The 16,101-nt window shown below is 68.8% G+C and carries 13 protein-coding genes; 2 read left to right on the top strand and 11 right to left on the bottom strand.

What is annotated here, in order from left to right; all coding sequences use genetic code 11:
• Nucleotides 1–47 precede the first annotated feature (47 nt).
• Nucleotides 48–809, top strand: coding sequence for an IclR family transcriptional regulator (locus tag DZG09_RS03900; protein ID WP_119696373.1), 762 nt, complete (start codon nt 48–50; stop codon nt 807–809).
• A gap of 4 nt (nt 810–813) precedes the next feature.
• Here the strand turns inward: DZG09_RS03900 and DZG09_RS03895 are convergent, their stop codons facing one another.
• The gene (locus DZG09_RS03895; RefSeq protein WP_205529050.1) at nt 814–2,322 is read right to left on the bottom strand and encodes an MFS transporter; all 1,509 of its coding nucleotides are present in this window, start codon (nt 2,320–2,322) and stop codon (nt 814–816) included.
• Nucleotides 2,323–2,618: 296 nt separating this feature from the next.
• On the opposite strand from DZG09_RS03895, the gene DZG09_RS03890 reads away from it, so the two are divergent.
• Complete coding sequence (locus DZG09_RS03890) at nt 2,619–3,197, top strand: XRE family transcriptional regulator (protein ID WP_205529049.1); 579 nt, start codon at nt 2,619–2,621, stop codon at nt 3,195–3,197.
• Between the two features lie 432 nt (nt 3,198–3,629).
• Here DZG09_RS03890 and solA read toward each other — a convergent pair whose 3' ends face one another.
• The 10 genes from solA to DZG09_RS03840 form a co-directional block, all read right to left on the bottom strand.
• A complete protein-coding gene (gene solA, locus DZG09_RS03885; RefSeq protein WP_119696371.1) occupies nt 3,630–4,748 on the bottom strand; it encodes an N-methyl-L-tryptophan oxidase in 1,119 nt (372 codons plus the stop codon).
• A gap of 172 nt (nt 4,749–4,920) precedes the next feature.
• A complete protein-coding gene (locus tag DZG09_RS03880; RefSeq protein WP_119696370.1) occupies nt 4,921–6,069 on the bottom strand; it encodes a CaiB/BaiF CoA transferase family protein in 1,149 nt (382 codons plus the stop codon).
• Nucleotides 6,066–6,905, bottom strand: coding sequence for an HpcH/HpaI aldolase/citrate lyase family protein (locus DZG09_RS03875; RefSeq protein ID WP_119696369.1), 840 nt, complete (start codon nt 6,903–6,905; stop codon nt 6,066–6,068). The genes DZG09_RS03880 and DZG09_RS03875 overlap by 4 nt, the downstream gene beginning before the upstream one ends.
• A 32-nt stretch (nt 6,906–6,937) precedes the next feature.
• Nucleotides 6,938–8,149, bottom strand: coding sequence for a M20 metallopeptidase family protein (locus DZG09_RS03870; protein WP_205529048.1), 1,212 nt, complete (start codon nt 8,147–8,149; stop codon nt 6,938–6,940).
• Entirely contained in the window at nt 8,149–8,916 is a 768-nt protein-coding gene (locus DZG09_RS03865; RefSeq protein WP_119696368.1) for an ABC transporter ATP-binding protein, read from the bottom strand. The genes DZG09_RS03870 and DZG09_RS03865 overlap by 1 nt, the downstream gene beginning before the upstream one ends.
• A complete protein-coding gene (locus tag DZG09_RS03860; RefSeq protein ID WP_119696367.1) occupies nt 8,913–10,742 on the bottom strand; it encodes a dipeptide/oligopeptide/nickel ABC transporter permease/ATP-binding protein in 1,830 nt (609 codons plus the stop codon). The genes DZG09_RS03865 and DZG09_RS03860 overlap by 4 nt, the downstream gene beginning before the upstream one ends.
• A 10-nt stretch (nt 10,743–10,752) precedes the next feature.
• Nucleotides 10,753–11,760: an ABC transporter permease gene (locus DZG09_RS03855; protein ID WP_205529047.1), complete on the bottom strand. Its 1,008-nt coding sequence runs from the start codon at nt 11,758–11,760 to the stop codon at nt 10,753–10,755.
• An 11-nt stretch (nt 11,761–11,771) separates the two neighbouring features.
• On the bottom strand, nt 11,772–13,355 hold the full coding sequence (locus DZG09_RS03850) for an ABC transporter substrate-binding protein (RefSeq protein WP_119696366.1): 1,584 nt from the start codon (nt 13,353–13,355) through the stop codon (nt 11,772–11,774).
• Nucleotides 13,356–13,403: 48 nt separating this feature from the next.
• Complete coding sequence (locus DZG09_RS03845; protein ID WP_119696365.1) at nt 13,404–14,987, bottom strand: ROK family protein; 1,584 nt, start codon at nt 14,985–14,987, stop codon at nt 13,404–13,406.
• A complete protein-coding gene (locus tag DZG09_RS03840) occupies nt 14,984–16,096 on the bottom strand; it encodes a DUF917 domain-containing protein (protein ID WP_119696364.1) in 1,113 nt (370 codons plus the stop codon). Before DZG09_RS03840 ends, DZG09_RS03845 begins: the two co-directional genes overlap by 4 nt.
• Nucleotides 16,097–16,101 lie beyond the last annotated feature (5 nt).

The raw sequence follows: 16,101 nt of genomic DNA, 5'->3' as shown, positions 1-16,101 counted from the left end.
GTCGCCATCCTAGACTTTCTCCCATTGGATAGGAGACGAGGCCCCGGATGGCGAACTCACCGAGCGGCGAATCGGTCACGCAGCGCATCGTGCGCGTGCTCGAGACGTTCGACGCCGACCGCCCGGTGCAGACCATCGCGGAGATCTCCCGCCGCGGAGAGCTCCCGCCGTCGACGGGGCACCGGATGGTCGCCGACCTCGTCGACAGCGGCCTGCTCGAGCGCGACGATGCGGGTCGCATCCGACTGGGCCTGCGTCTGTGGGAGCTCGCCCAGCGCGGATCGCGGGCACTGCGCCTCCGCCAGATCGCACTTCCGCACATGGAGCACGTGCAGGCCAGGCTGCGCGAGCACACCCAGCTCGCCGTGCTCGAACAGGACGAGGCGCTGTTCCTGGAGCGGCTGTCGAACCCTCGCGCAGTGTCGAACATCACGCGGATCGCGGGTCGCCTGCCGCTGCACGCCTCCTCATCCGGCCTCGTGCTGCTCGCCCACGCCGACCACGCGCTGCGGGAGCGCATGCTGGCCGGGCCGCTGACCGCTGTGGGCCCTGAGACCGTGACGGACCCGGATGAGCTGCGCACGGCGCTCGAGCGGATCCGCCGCGACGGAGTCGCCATCGCCCCCGGTTCGATCGAGGACGTCTCCACCGGCATCGCCGTACCCGTGCGCGACGGCAGGACCGGCCCCGTGATCGCCGCACTGTCGGTGGTCATCCCGCGCGCCGCGCCCACGGCCGGCGCCGTCGACGAGCTGCGCTCCGCGGCCGTCCGGATCTCGGCGCAGCTGACTCAGCCGCCGCGGACGTGAGCCCTCACGCTTTGATATGCGAGCCCTTCCCAGAGGAACGCTCAGCGGGACCAGCCTCGTCCGCTGCCGCGGAAGGTGTGTTCTTGGGGCCACGGATGACGATGTAGATGAACAGGACACCCATGATGACGGCACCCGCCCACATGGCTTGCTGCCAGCCGTCGACGAAGGACTGCTGAGCCGCGTGAAGCAGGTCTGGTGCGTGCGGTCCAGTGGCGCCAGCCACTTCAACCGCGTTGGCTACGCCCTCGCGGGCGATGTCCGCAGCACTTTGAGGGATGCCGTGCAGCTTGTCATCGATGGCATTGCGGTAGCCGGCGGACACGAGCGCGCCGAGCAGAGCGACGCCGAGCGCGGTGCCGAGTTCGCGAGTGACATCGTTGAGTGCGGAGGCGACGCCCTGCTTCTCACGCGGCAGAGAGCTGGTGATGGCTGCCGTGGACGGGGTCATCGACAGGCCCATCCCGATGCCCATCGCGAGCAGGCCAGGCAGAACGAACAGAAAGCCGCCGCTGACGGAGACGAGCAGCGCCAGGAGCGCCATGCCGATGCCGGCCAGTGCGACGCCCACCAACATCGTCAAGCGGGCACCGACCCTTGCGGCCAGCATGGGCGCAAGGCCGGAGGACATCATCATGGCGAGAGCCATGGGCATCATCGCGACCGTGGACAGCAGACCCGACCAGCCGAGCACGGCCTGGAAGAACGGGAAGAGGACCACCCCGATGCCGGCCTGGACGCCGAAGACCACCAGCAGCGTGATCGAGCCGCCTGATAGTCCGCGTTCCCGGAACAGCCGCACGTCCAGCAGCGAGGCGTCACGGCGGTGCAGTGCCCAGGCCACGAAGACGACTGCGGCAACGAGGCCGACAGCCAGACCGACCAGTACTGCGGGGGCGGTCCAGCCCCGTTCCGGGCCCTCCTGCAGGACGAAGATGATGGAGACCACAGCGACGATGGAGACCAGCGCGCCGACGGTGTCGAATCTGTGTGCCGAGGTCTCGCGAGAGTTGGGAATCGACTTGAATGTCATGGCCAGGGCCACGAAGACCAGCACTGCGGGCAGGATGAACAGCCAGCGCCAGTCGGCGACGTCGACGAGGAGCGCGGAAAGGAACATCCCCAGGATGCCGCCGCCTCCGGCGATTCCCGTCCACACGCCGATCGCCTTGCCGCGCTGCTCTTCGGGGAAGGTGGAGGTGATGACGGCGAGGGTGATCGGCATGATCATGGCAGCGCCGATGCCGCTGACGACGCGGGCGGCGAGCATCACTTCGGCCGTCGGAGCCAGGGCCGCGACCACCGTGGCGACGCCGAAGACTCCCAATCCGACGACGAGCATAGGCTTGCGGCCCATGCGGTCGCCCAGGGCGCCGAGCGGCAACAGCAGCGCAGCCAGAGCGAGAGTGTAGATGTTGATGATCCACAGAACCGTGCTCTGGGAGGCAGAGAATTCCACGGCCATGTGGGTCTGCGCGACGTTCAACCCACTCACCGAGGCGATGACCGCCATCAGGGCGATGGAGACGGTGATCAGGATCGTGCGCAGTTGACGCGCGTCAGGGGCACCCTGGCCGCTGACTGCGGTGGCTGGCGATGGCTGGTTCGTACTCATGGGTTCCTCTCAGAAGAGCATGCTGAATCAGCACCGGGGCATGACCGGTCGCTGAGCGAAGGGCCGGCTGAGGCGCCGCCCTGGGCGAAGAAGGTCAGGTTCTCGGTCAACTCGTCGTGCCCGGTTCCGGACCTTGCGGACTGTCTGCGCACGACGCTAACGTGAACTTGCGCAGTAGACATACACTGTTGCTTATGGAGCAAGAAGATGGAGATCTGGACAGCCTCGTACGCAAACGCATCCGCGCACTGCGGGTCGCGCAAGGCTGGTCCCTGGGAGAACTGGCCTCCCGCGCCCACCTCAGTCAGTCCTCGCTGAGCCGCATCGAGAACGGCCAGCGCCGCCTCGCCCTGGATCAACTGGTCACCATTGCCCGCGCAATGGACACCACGCTCGATCAACTCGTAGAGACCGCCGACGAAGAGGTCGTCATCAGCCCGACCGTCGACAGCGCCCACGGCCGGATGCGCTGGATCATCAAGGCCGACCCTGGGATGAGCGTGGTGCGCCAGCGCATGACCGAACCACCGCCGGAGAACCCGGCGCACATGCGCGCCCACCCTGGGCGCGAATGGCTCGTCGTCCTGTCCGGCACCGCGATCCTCATGCTGGGCCACCGCCGCTTCCGTCTCGAGACCAACCAGGCCGCCGAGTTCCCCACGATGATGCCGCACGCGATCGGCACAGAAAGCGGACCCTGCGAGCTCCTCGGCATCTTCGACCGCGACGCCCGTCGCGGCCACCAGGGAGACAGCGAAGACGCGGCCGAGTGACCGCGAGGCCGCGCGACAGCCTGCCATGACGATGGCACATTGCGCGTCAGGCAGCGAGGTCGACCATGAATTTGCGCAGACAGGGACATGTCATGCCTAACGAGCATACTCACCCTAGTCTGAAGAGCATGAGCTATGCACACCCATGCCCTCCGCCACGACACTTCGCACAGTCATCACCACGAGCGCACATCGGACGGCCAGTCGGACATCCTCGACCTGGATGCCGAGGTCCTCGCCGAGCACACCGCCTCCATCACCGCAATGGTGCCTGTGCGGACCGCTCCTCACCACATCGTCGACCTGGGCTGCGGCACGGGCGCCGGCACCTTCGCTCTCCTGGACCGCCCGCCGCACCTGATCACCGCAGTTCCCCTCGCCGGAGCTGACACGTCTCCGAGCCTGCGGACAGTGATGAGCGAGCGCGCCGCATCACGGGGAGGGGAAGCCGAACGAGGACACGTCGTCCGTCGATTCGCCGTCGAGAGCGAGCTCTGCGAGCACGCGACCGATCGCCGGAGTGAACTTGAAGCCGTGCCCGGCCGTGAGGCCGACGATGATCGCCGGGTGCTGGGGCACGGGAGCCAGCACGAAGCGCCGGTTCGGCGTCAGCGCGTACTGGCAGGTGACCGTGCGCAGCGCGGGGCCCGATGCGGGGATGAGCCCGCCGACGAACTCGGCGAGTTCGCGGGAGAGACTATCGGAGGGGACGAACGAGCGCTCCTGCGGAAGCATCCGGTTCTCGGATACGTCGCGGCCGGCTTTGACCGTCGGCTCGCCGTAGGTCGGGAACCCGTAATAGCACTCCTCGTCCTCCCAGATCCAGACGGGGAGGCGATCGGGCCCCAGCGGCTCTGGGTCGGCCGGTCGGAAGTACGTCACCTGCTCCTGCATGATGTCCAGGGGGATGGCAGCTCCCAGAGGTTCGAGCAGTGCGTTCGTCCATGCGTCGGCCGCCACGATGACGCGGCCCGCGCGCACATCTCCCCCCGAAGTGCGCACGATCGCTCCGTCGCCGTCGGGGACGATGCTCTCGACGCTCGTTCTGTCGCGGATGTCCGCGCCGTGCACCCGCGCCCGCATCTGCAGGGTCGCCACGGTGCGGGCGGCGTGCGCGATGCCGGAGTCCTCCGTGTACACCGTCTCCACCCCGTCCGGCACGCCGAACTGCGGCCAGCGCTGGCGCACCTGTTCCGGGTTGAGGAGCTCATAGGGCACCCCGCACTCCTGAAGCGCCGAGGTGAAGTCCGCCGCGGCGTACGGGCCGTCGACCGGAAGGAAGACCACGCCGCCCGTGATGGTCAGCAGCCGCTCGCCCGACTCCTGCTCGAGATCCGCCCAGTCCCGGTAGGCCGACTGGGCGAGGCGGACGTACTCCGGCGCACCGTATGAGGTGCGCACGATGCGCGAGGTGTCATGGGACGCACCGCGGACGTGGCCGAGATCGTACTGCTCGAATGCGACGACGCGCGCACCGCGGCGAGCGAGGTGGTAGGCGGCGGCGCTGCCCATGGCGCCCATCCCGACGACGGCGACCTCGAACGACTCCATGACCTCTCCTCATCCCGCGGTGCTCCGCGGATTCTCCAGGACGCCCGTGCGGGCCCCTGCATGCTGCTCCCTGCGACGACTGCCGCAGGACCACTGTGCCCGCCGACCGGCGGCGCAACCATAGGTCGAAGCCACACGAAAGCGCGCGATCCATGTGCCGGGAGGACGTCGCTCATGGCATCCCCTGCGCCAGCCAGCCCGTTGCGGAAAGGGGAGGGCCCAGCGGCTCGGCTGGTCGATATTCGGTGACCGGCGTGCCAGAGAAGTCCACCGGAAATCGGATGAGCCGGTAGGCGCCCTCGGTCGGATGGTGCGCGTCGATCAGCGCCCGACGCTGCGCGAAGTACGGGTTCTCCTCGATGCGGTCGAGATCGAGCACCGGTTCCGCGGCGATGCCGAGGCGCCGGCACTGCTCCAGCCACTCGGCGACGGTGCGATCTGCGACCAGCTCGGCCAGCTCGGCCTGCAGAACGGCGTTGTGCTCGTGCCTGGCACCGTTGCTGGAGAATCTGGTATCCGCGGCGAGGTCCGGCCGGTCGACGGCTCGGAAGAAGTCGGCCCAGTTCTCGTCGGTGTACGGCATCACGCAGATCCACCCATCCGCCGCACGATGGGGCCCGCGGTTCGGCACGAGGGTGCGGTTCCAGCCGACCCCGCCCTCGGGAGGGTCGAAGGTCCCGCCGCCGAGGTGCTCCACGAGGTTGAAGGCCAGCATCGCGTCGGCCATCGGCACATCGACCCACTGCCCCTCTTCCGTCGACGCTCTGCTGTGCAGCGCGGCGAGCACGGAGTTGACGATCATCAGGCCGCAGATCTTGTCCGCCAGTACGGACGGCGCGAATGCCGGGGCACCGTGCACTCGGCGATAGATGTCCGACATCCCGGATGCCGCCTGGATCACGTCGTCGTACGCGGGCTCCTCGCTCTTCGCAGAGCCGGTGGCAAAGGCCTGCGCGGTGCACAGGATCGCCCCCGGATTGAGCTCGCGCACGGAGTCCCAGTCCAGGCCGAGCCTGAGACGCGATCCTGGCCGCAGGTTCGTGACGATCACGTCGCAGCCGCCGATCAGCTCCGCGAGCCTGCGACGGTCGTCGTCACTGTTCCTTTCCAGCACCGCGCTGCGCTTGTTGCGCCCCAGGTTCAGTGTGACCGCGCTCATCCCCGCAGAGCGGGAAGGGCCGATCCGCCTGGCCACGTCGCCCGTCGGCGGTTCGATCTTGATGACGTCTGCGCCCATGTCGCCGAGCATCGCCGTCGCGTAGGGGCCCATGATCACGGAGGTGACATCGAGCACGCGCAGACCGGCAAGAGGGCCGCTCATCCTTCCTCCTCGGGCTTCGTCGGTACGGCACGGAGCACGGCTCGCGCCTGCCGAAGCACCGGTTCGTCGATCATCCGACCGCCGAACCGGAACACGCCGGGCTGCGTCTCCGCCTCGTCGAGCACGGCGATCGCCCACTCCCGCTCGCCGGGAGAGGGCGCGTAGGACGCGCGGATCACCGCGACCTGGCTCGGATGGATGCAGGCGGTGGCCGAGAAGCCGACGGCTGCGGCATCCGATGCCTCCTCCCTGAGCCCCTCCACGTCAGCGATGTCGAGATGAACAGCGTCCACAGCTGCCTTCCCCTCCGATCGCGCCGCGATCAGCACACGGGAGCGCGCATATCGAGCCGCGTCACGGTAGGTCCCGTCAGCGCTCCGGCTGGAGCGCCCGCCCATGCCCGCCACGAGGTCCTCCGCTCCCCACATCAGCGCCACGACGGCGGGGTGACGGGCGATCTCTGCGGCGTTCTCAACCCCAGCGGCTGTCTCGCACAGGGCGATGACGTCGCAGCCCGCGTTCTGCAGCGCGTCGAGCTGCGCCGCGGATTCGCTCTTGGCCAGCATCACGCGGCGGTACGGAGTATGGGCCAGCGCGTCGAAGTCGAGATCGAACTCCGCTGTGCCCGCCGGGTTGATCCGCACGAATGTCGTCTCCGGGTTCAGCGACGACGACGCGACGGCGGCACGTGCGGCGCTGCTGTCCTCCGGCGCGACGCCGTCCTCCAGGTCCAGGATGACGGCATCGGCGCACGAGGCCGCTTTCGAGAACCGCTCGGGCCTATCGGCCGGGCAGAACAGCAGTGCCGGGCCCGGCACTGCAGCGCCGTCGTGCATTCTCAGACCTCCCTCGGTCTCTCCTCGGTCTCTCAGTCACGGGCGAGGCGGCGCCACGCGAGCTCGGCGAGCACGGATGCCTGCAGGTCGAGCACGCTGTCGTCGAACACGGCGCGCTCCGAATGCAGCGGACCCGACCCGCCCTCCGGCTCCGCGCCGAGGAACACCAGCGTTCCCGGCACCTCATCGAGCACATAGGCGAAGTCCTCGGACGCCATCGACGGCGTCTCCAGCCGGGTGACCCGTTCCGGCCCCACCAGCTCGTCCAGCACGTCGAGCACGAAGCCCGTCTCGCTCGGATCGTTGTAGGTCACCGGATACGACTCGATGAACTCCGCTTCCAGCGCGCAGCCGTTCGCCTCTGCGATGCCGCGGAGCATCGGCGGCAGCTGTTCGCGGACGGTCTCCAGCGTGGAGGCGGACAGCGTCCGGATGTTCGCCTCCATCCCGACCTCGGCGGCGAGCACGTTGCCGGCGGCGGAATCGCTGGCGAGCTTCGTGATCGAGACCACCGCTTGGTCGACGGCCGGCAGACGACGGGCGACGAAGGCCTGCGCCGCCAGGATGAGCTGTGCCGCGACGGGCACCGGATCGATCGCCGCCTGAGGGAAGGCGGCGTGCCCACCGGTGCCGCGCAGCGTCATCCGCATCGCGCTGACGCTCGACATCATCGAGCCCTTCCTGGTGACCATCTGACCGCGAGGCACCGTGCACTCCACGTGGGCGGCGTACGCGGCGACCGGCCGATCGCCCGCGGCCTCGAGAACACCCTCCTCGATCATCAGCTGACCGCCCGCGTACCCCTCCTCGCCCGGCTGGAACATGAAGACGACGCTGCCTGGCAGTTCGTCGCGTCGATCGACGAGCAGCCGTGCCGCACCGAGCAGACCCGCCATATGCAGGTCGTGCCCGCAGGCGTGCATCGTGCCGTCGGCTGAGGCGAACGACAGCCCCGTGGCCTCCTCGATCGGCAGGCCGTCCATGTCTGCGCGCAGGAGAACGGTCGGGCCGGCGCGGCCGCCGCGCAGCACTGCCGTCACCGATGAGAGCTCGTCGCCGGTGGAGATCTCCAGGCCGAGCACGGCCAGCTCGCGCAGAATCACCCGCTGCGTCCGCGGCAGCGTCAGCCCCAGCTCCGGATGCTCGTGCAGTTCCCGGCGGACGGAGACGAGGTCGGGTCTCATCGCGCTCGCCTGCGCGGCGAACGAGCCGATCCCAACCGCATACGGCTCGGCACGATGCATCAGAAGGCCATCCTCTCCCCCAGAACGGGAACGGCGTCCAGCAGATCCTGGGTGTACGGGTCCTGCGGACGATCGAGCAGTTCCTCGGTCCGCCCAGACTCGATCAGGCGTCCTCCGCGCATCACGCAGACCGAGTCGCTGATGTAGCGGACCACCGCGAGGTTGTGCGAGATGAACAGCATCGACAGCCCCAGCTCTTCCTGCAGCTCCCGCAGCAGGTTCAGGATGGCGCCCTGCACCGACACGTCCAGTGCGCTGGTGACTTCGTCGGCGATGAGCACGGAGGGCTCACCGGCCAGCGCACGGGCGATCGTGATCCGCTGCCTCTGCCCTCCCGAGAGGACGGAGGGGCGCTCGTCGGCGCGATCCGGGTCGAGACGCACCCGGCGCAGCAGCTCCCGCACGCGCGCAACGCGTTCGGCGCGACTCCAGCGACGACCGGTCGCACGCAGCGCCTCCGCGATCGAATCGCCGATGCTCATCCGGGGGTCGAGCGCCGAGAACGGGTCCTGGAAGACCAGCTGCAGACGTCGGCGCGCGGCACGCGCCTGTTTCCCGGCGCCGACCACGCTCACGCCGTCTGCTCGGATGTCGCCGGAGGCGGGACGCACCAGCCCGACCGCCGCTGCGGCGATCGTGCTCTTGCCGGAGCCGGATTCCCCCACCAGTGCGACCGTCCTGCCATGGGGAACGGCGAGGCTCACGTCCGACACCACGTCGATGCCGCCGTAGCGCACGCGCAGGCTCTCGATCTCCAGAGCGTTCATGCCGACACCTCCTCGACGGCCTCGGCCTCGGCCAGAAGCGCCTCGGAGATCACGGGCAGCGGCCGCGTCCGGTCCGAGCGCATGTCGGGCAGACAGGCGATCAGCGCGCGGGTGTACGGGTGCTTCGCGTCCTGCTGGATCCGCTCGGCATCGAGCTCCTCGACGACGCGGCCGTCCTTCATCACGAGCACACGATCGCAGAACGCCGACACCAGGGCGATGTCGTGCGAGATGAACACGATCGCGGCACCGGTCGCCTCCTGCGCTCCCTTCAGCACCTTCATCACCTGCTTCTGCACGGTGACGTCGAGCGCCGTCGTCGGTTCGTCGGCGACGATCAGCTTCGGCCTGCCCGTCATCGCCATGGCGATCATCGCGCGCTGACGCATGCCTCCCGAGAACTCGTGAGGGTACTGGCGGAGCCTGCGCTCGCTGTCCGCGATGCCGACGGAGCCCAGGGCATCGGCGGCCCGCCGCTTGGCCTGCCCTCGGCTCATGTGCAGATGCGCCTGCGGCACTTCGGTGAGCTGCCGTCCGATCGTGAGCGCCGGGTTCAGCGAGGTGAGCGGATCCTGGAACACCATGCCGAGCTCCACGCCGAGCCGCGAGCGATCGGCGGCGCTGAGCGGACCTGCCATGTCCATGCCGTCGAAGGAGTGCACCGAGGCGGCCACGACGGCTTCCTTCCCCAGCAGCCCTGCCATGGCCATCGCCGTCAGCGACTTCCCCGATCCCGATTCTCCGACGATGCCGACCACCTCACCCGGCGCGACGTGCAGGTCGACGCCGCGCACGCGCTCGACGAGCCCGCCCTCACCATCGGGAAAGGCGACATGAAGATCGCGGACTTCGGCCAGCCTGGAGCTGTCGTCCCGCTCGGGGGCGGCGGGGGCTGCGGTCTTCTGCCGCGAGCCGAGCGCCATTCCGCGGCCCGCTCTGACGACCGAGCGCAGCCCCTGTCCCGGCTGGTCGCCGACCGTCTCGGCGACCATCGTGAAGACGACGCCGGAGAAGACCACGGCGATGCCAGGACCCAGCGCTGCCATGGGGTTCGTGTAGAGGTGGCTCAGTCCCTCGTTGAGCAGTCGGCCCCAGTCGTACTCCGGTGCCTGGACCCCGAGCCCGAGGAACGAGAGCCCGGCGAAGGCGAGCAGCGTCGTGCTGGCAGCCGCCGCCGATTGCACGAGCAGGGGGTTCGCGATGTTCGGCAGGATGTGCTTGGTGATGATGCCGTACGGCCCGACTCCGACGACCCGCGCGGCGCGAACGTAGTCCTGATCGGTCACGGACGAGGCCATGTTGTAGACGAGGCGCGTGACGTTCGGGATACCGGCGAGACCGATTGCGAGCATCGCCCCTGTTGCGGTCGCATCCCAGATGACGGTGAAGAACAGCACCAGCAGCAGCCATGGGAAGGCCAGCAGCATGTCCATCACCCAGATGAGGGCGCGACGGAGCGTGCGCGGGAGCATGGCGGCGGTGAGTCCGATGATCAGCCCGCCGCCGACGAGCATCGCCGTCGCCCCGAGCGTCAGCAGGAGAGATGTGCGCGTGGCGACCATGACGCGCGCGAGGATGTCGCGGCCGATGTCGTCAGTGCCGAACGGATGCGCCGCCCCCGCCTGCGCCCAGCGCTCGGCGATGTTGCGCACCGTCGCCGCCTCGGTCCAGATGCTGGGTCCGAGTACAGCGATCGCCAGCAGCACGGCGATGCCGACCATGGCGGTGATGCCGGTGAAGCTGATCCAACGGGAGCGTCTGCGCTGCTTGGCAGCGGGTTCGCCTGGGGTCGAGGTGCCCAGCTTTCCTGAGACGGAGGCCGTCATCGTCTGTCACTCACCCTTCTGCGATCGTGGTTCTGGGATCGATCGTGATCAGGATCAGATCGACGACGAGGTTCACGGCGAGCACCATGGCCGCGTAGACGAGCACCATGCCCTGGATCATCGGATAGTCCTTCGTCCCCACAGCGGAGACGAGCGTGCTGCCCGCGCCCGGAACGGCGAAGACCGTCTCGATGATCACGGTTCCCGCCACCAGGCCCGACAGCAGAAGTCCGCCGACGGTGAGCGTGGCTGTGACGATGTTCGGCAGGGCATGGCGGAACAGGATGAGCCGCTGCGGGAGGCGCTTGGCGCGCGCTGTGGTGATGTAGGTGGAGTCCAGCACCTTGATCATCTCCACCTGCACGATCCGCGCCAGATAGGCCATCGCGCCGAGCGACAGCGCCAGTACGGGCAGGACCGCATCCGGCCCATCGCCCCAGCCCGCCGGCGGAAGCAGCCCCAGCCACATGCTGAACACCGAGATCAGTCCGACGGCGAGCACGAAGTCGGGGATCGCGATGAGCACGCCGAGGAAGCCCGAGATGCCGCCGTTGACGGTTCTGCCCCGACGCGTCCGTGCGATGAGCGCTGCCCCCATACCGATCGGAAGCGCGCCGACCACGGCGACCGCGAAGCCCAGTGCGGCGAGGGTCAGCGTGGTCGGGAAGCGGGAGGCGATGGTGTCGCTGACGGAGAGCCCGGACTGGATGGATGTGCCGAGGTCGCCGCGCAGCAGCCCTGAGAGGTAGTTCAGCAGCTGCTGCGGCATGCTCTGATCGAGGCCCAGAGCCACCCTGGTGCTCTCGACCAGGCCCGCCGGGGCCGTCGGCCCCAGCGCGGCTCTGACCGGGTCGCCCGGCACCAAGTGCACCAGGAAGAACGCGGCGAGAACGACGACGACGAGGCTGACGACGAGCCGTCCGAGCCGCCTGATCGCGAAGTCGGTCCGCGGCGAGACCCGCTCTCGCAGCTGTCTGAGCCGCGGGAGCCGAACCGGCCGGGTCATCGTCGCTGTCATCTGACGTTCCCTCACTCGGTCATGCGGATCGTCACAGGCTGGAGGTAGTCCGTGAACTCGAACTCCGCTCCCGACATGTAAGTCGGCCGGATGGTGCCGGTGAGCAGGAGGGTGTGGAACTTCTCGACGACCAGCTTCTCGGCCTCCGACCAGTACTCGCACGCCTCGTCCGCGTCGGCGGCGGAACCCGCCTGCTGAGCGAGTGCGTTGTACTCGTCGTCGTCGACGCCCATGAAGTTCAGGCCGCCGTCCTCCGGCGACGCTCCGCCGTAGAACAGGTTCTGCGTGACGGGGCTGCCGACGCCGATCTGGATCCATCCGGTGTCGTAGTCGAAGGTCTCGTAGAGGTACTCCGACCATCCGGCCCCGTCCATCCCGATCAGGTTCGTCGCGATGCCCAGTTCCTCCCAGTCCTGTGCCAACAGCTCAGCGGCCGAGGAGTGGGCGGTGGATCCGGCGTCGTAGATGAAGTCGATCTCCAGCGGTTCGCCGTCCTTCTCCCTGACTCCGTCCGCGCCTTCGGTCCAACCCGCTTCGTCGAGCAGCTCGGCGGCGCGCGCCGCGTCGGCGGCCGGACGCTCCCAGACCGGTTCCTCGTTGAAGCACGTGAAGGGCGCATCGGTGATCCACGAGGTCAGGTCGACGGGACGCCCGTTCGAGACGACCTCGGATGCGTCTTCATGGTCGAAGCCCAGGATCAGCGCCTCGCGCACAAGCGGATCGTGCGTCGGGCGGTCCTCCCGCTCATTGAAGAGCATCTGGCCGATCGGATTGATCGTGCCGGCGAACTCATAGCCCGCGCTGTCGATGCGCTCCTGATCCGGCCCTTCCACGGCCGCGGCGTTGACCTCGTCGGACAGCAGCAGGTTCGCCCGCGTCGAGGCATCCGTGACCACACTGATCTCGAGCGCGTCCGGCAGCCCTTCGGTGTCGGAGGTCAGTCCGTCCGGCCCCCAGGTGTAGTCGTCTCTGGCGTCGAAGACGTACATGTCGGCCTCGACGCCGGTGAGCTCGTACAGCCCCGTGCCGTTGGAGGCCGATTCGAGGCTGGCCGGATCCTGCAGGCCGGCATCGCCGACCATGACGATGTTGCCGATCACGCTCACCATGAACGGGTCGGCCACATCGGCGGTGACCGTGAGTGTCTCGCCCTCGCCGCTGGCCTCGAGTCCCTCCGGCAGCACGTCCGCGAGCGTTGTCGCGTTGTCCGGATCGGAGTGGTAGTTGATGTTCGCCGCGGCGACCTCGGCGTCGAACGGCGTGCCGTCGTGAAAGGTGACTCCGTCCTTGAGTTCGAAGGTCGCCGAGGTGCCGTCGTCCGACAGCTCCCAGGAGTCGGCGAGCCACGGCATCTGCTGCCCCTCCTGGTCGGTGTAGACGAGAGACTCGTAGGCATACGTGATGATCTGGATCTCCTGAGGCTGGGTGGCGCTCATCGGGATGATGCTGCCGACCTCGGGGAAGATCGCATGCCGGAAGGTGCCGCCGGAGACGACTTCGCCGTCGGCATCCGGCTCCGCACCGCCGCAGGCGGTGAGGGTCAGTGCGAGGACGACGGCGCCAGCGGCTGCCGGTACTGAAGTGCTGTGCTTCATGGCTTTCTCCTCTTTCTGGATGTTGCTGCGGTGCGGACTGTGCCGCTCCTACGCGGGGGAGGGAACGACTCCGCCCAGATGGGACAAGGGCCCCGCCGCCTTGGCGGAGATGCTCACCGTCGGGTGGGACGTGTACGAGATCGGCGTCTCGAGGACCTCGACGACTTCGACCCTGAGCGGGTCCGCACCCGCCTGGATGGCCTTGGCGATCGCCGCCTCGGATGCGGCTTCGATGCCCTCGGCGCGCTCTTCGATGTGCGCGATGTGCTCTGCGCGACCGCCGGCGAGCGAGATCGCCGCGCCGACCGCGTTGGCGACGTCGCCATAGGCCGGGCGGAGCACGTCGCCGGCGATGTTCAGCCCGTCGGGCACGAGGAATCCGCCGCCGCCGACGACGACGAGCGGAAGATCCATCCGCCCGAGCGAGAGACGCTCGGCGGCCTCCTCCAGTCGCTCGGCGACGACCGTCATCGATGCCTCCAGCGCGGCCGTGGTGGCCCCGTCGAGCTTCGGCAGACGGCGGCCGGCGACGGCAGATCGGCGCAGCGACGCCGCATCCGTGAGCGTCGGCGTCGAACCGCCGAACAGCAGCCCCTCGCGATTGATCCGGTGGCCGACCGAGCTCGGGCCGACCCGGCCTGTGGCCACGTCGACGACGGTGCCGCCGCCGATGCTGAGCGACAGGATGTCCGGCATCCGGAAGTTCGTCTGCACACCGCCGATCTCCCGAGGGAGGGTGGATTCGCGCGGGAATCCGTTCGCGACGACGCCGAGGTCGCTCGTGGTGCCGCCGACATCGACGACGATCGCGTCGGATGCGCCGGAGAGATAGGCTGCGCCGCGGATCGAGTTCGCCGGTCCGGAGCCGATCGTGAGCACGGGGAACGTCTCGGCGACGTCCAGCGACATCAGCGTGCCGTCGTTCTGGGCGAAGAACGTCACGGCGTCCAAGCGCTGCTCTTCGACGACCGCGAGCAGCGCGTGGGTCACGTCGTGTGCGACGCGATGCAGCGCCGCATTGAGCACCGTTGCGTTCTCCCGTTCGATCAGCCCGGTCGGGCCGATGTCCTGGCTCAGGAAGGTCGGCGCGTCGCGACCGAGGTGCGCCCGGATGATCGCATCGACTTCGCGTTCCTGCTCGGGAAAGGACGGGCTGAAGATTCCGGTGACCGCGATCGCGTCGCAGCGGTCGGCGGTCTCGTCGAGGAAGCGGAGCAGTCCGTCCCGGTCCAGCCGCGTGATCGGCGTTCCGTCGACCATATGACCGCCCCCGAGCATCACCGATCCCGCCAGGATCTCGGCCGACAGGTCGGTCGGCCATCCCGCCAGGGGCGGCCACTCGGTGCCGGCGGGTGCGCCGAGGCGGATCGCCGCCACGCGTGCCAGCCCTCGCCTGGCCACGATCGCATTCGTCGCGTGCGTGGTTCCGAGCATCACCCTGGTCACCTGCGAACGGCGATCGCCGATCTCGTCGAGCACCGTGCCGATGCTGGCGCGGATGCCTTCGACGACGTCGTCGGCGGTCGGCTGCTTCGTGCTCGTCAGCACGGTGCCTTCGGCGTCGAGGACGACGGCATCGGTGTTCGTCCCTCCGACGTCGACGCCGATGGACAGGCCGTTCTCCAGGGTCATCTGATGCTCTTCCGTTCGAAGGGGACGTAGGGCAGGTCGTAGCCGAACGCGGCGGGGCCGGCCAACTCCAGGCCGCGCGGTGTGCGCCAGAGCGGATCGCACGGCCAGGCGATCACCGCGACGCGCTGACCGAACCGGATCATCTCTGTGGAGATGGCGTGGCCCGTCTCCGAGTCGAGGATCGAGATGAGGTCGGGCACGCTGGCCAGGACGTTCCCGTCCTCGAGCGCGACGAGGTTCTCGTTCTGCAGCTCGATCCGCTGCAGCCGACCGCGGTTCTCCCCCGTTCCCGCAACGGTGACGGATCCTCGCACGAAACCGCCTTCGGTGCGCCTGGCGACGTCGACGATCTTGCCCGTGATCAGCACCTCGGCCCCGAGCTCATCCGCGATGGCCGGCACGGGATCGGAGGACGACAGCAGAGCGTGCCCTGCTCTGATGGCGCGGCTGATGGTGCGCGGGATCACCGCGCCTCGGGCGGTCTCCGCGGTGAGCGGATAGTGCGCGGCGACGACGATGCCGCCGGAGGCGACCACGCCTGCCCGCGCGTGGCGCTCGAGCCAGGTCAGGTCGACGGTCCTGCGCACATCGACGTTTCCGACCACATCGGCCTGCACCGCGAACTCGCAGGGAACGCCGGCGACGTTCGGAGAGATCATGGTCGCTTCGGGGAAGGCGCGGCCCATGCCGTCGGCGTCCAGCACCTTGACCCCGAGGCGCGCGGCCCATCCGATCGGCGACACCCCGTTGCTCCCGCCGATCTCCGCCGGCATGATCGTGGTGATCGGGCGCCCGAGCGCGCGCTGGGCCTCCGTGAGAAGAGTCTCGGCCTGCGCGGTCGACGAGAGCATCTCGATTCCGACCGTCGGCGCACCGACCCCCGACATCATGATGACCGCGTCGTCGGCTGTGAGGTCGTCCACCCCGACGAGCTCGACAGGGCCGTGTTCGAGGAGAGCGCGCTGCACGACCTGCTGCGCCGTGTGGACTGCGCCTCCCCCACCGGTTCCGAAGATCGCCGCGCCCGCCGCGAGCGCGGGCACATCCTCCGGCTGAACGCTGGTGAGAACCTGCTCGTCAGGAATCGTCTGCTGGGTGACGGGTGCCATAGATC

It is taken from the genome of Microbacterium halotolerans, assembly GCF_003569805.1.
Lineage (GTDB): Bacteria > Actinomycetota > Actinomycetes > Actinomycetales > Microbacteriaceae > Microbacterium > Microbacterium halotolerans.
Note: the sequence above shows the minus strand (reverse complement) of the source record. Positions and strands in the feature narration are given on the sequence as shown.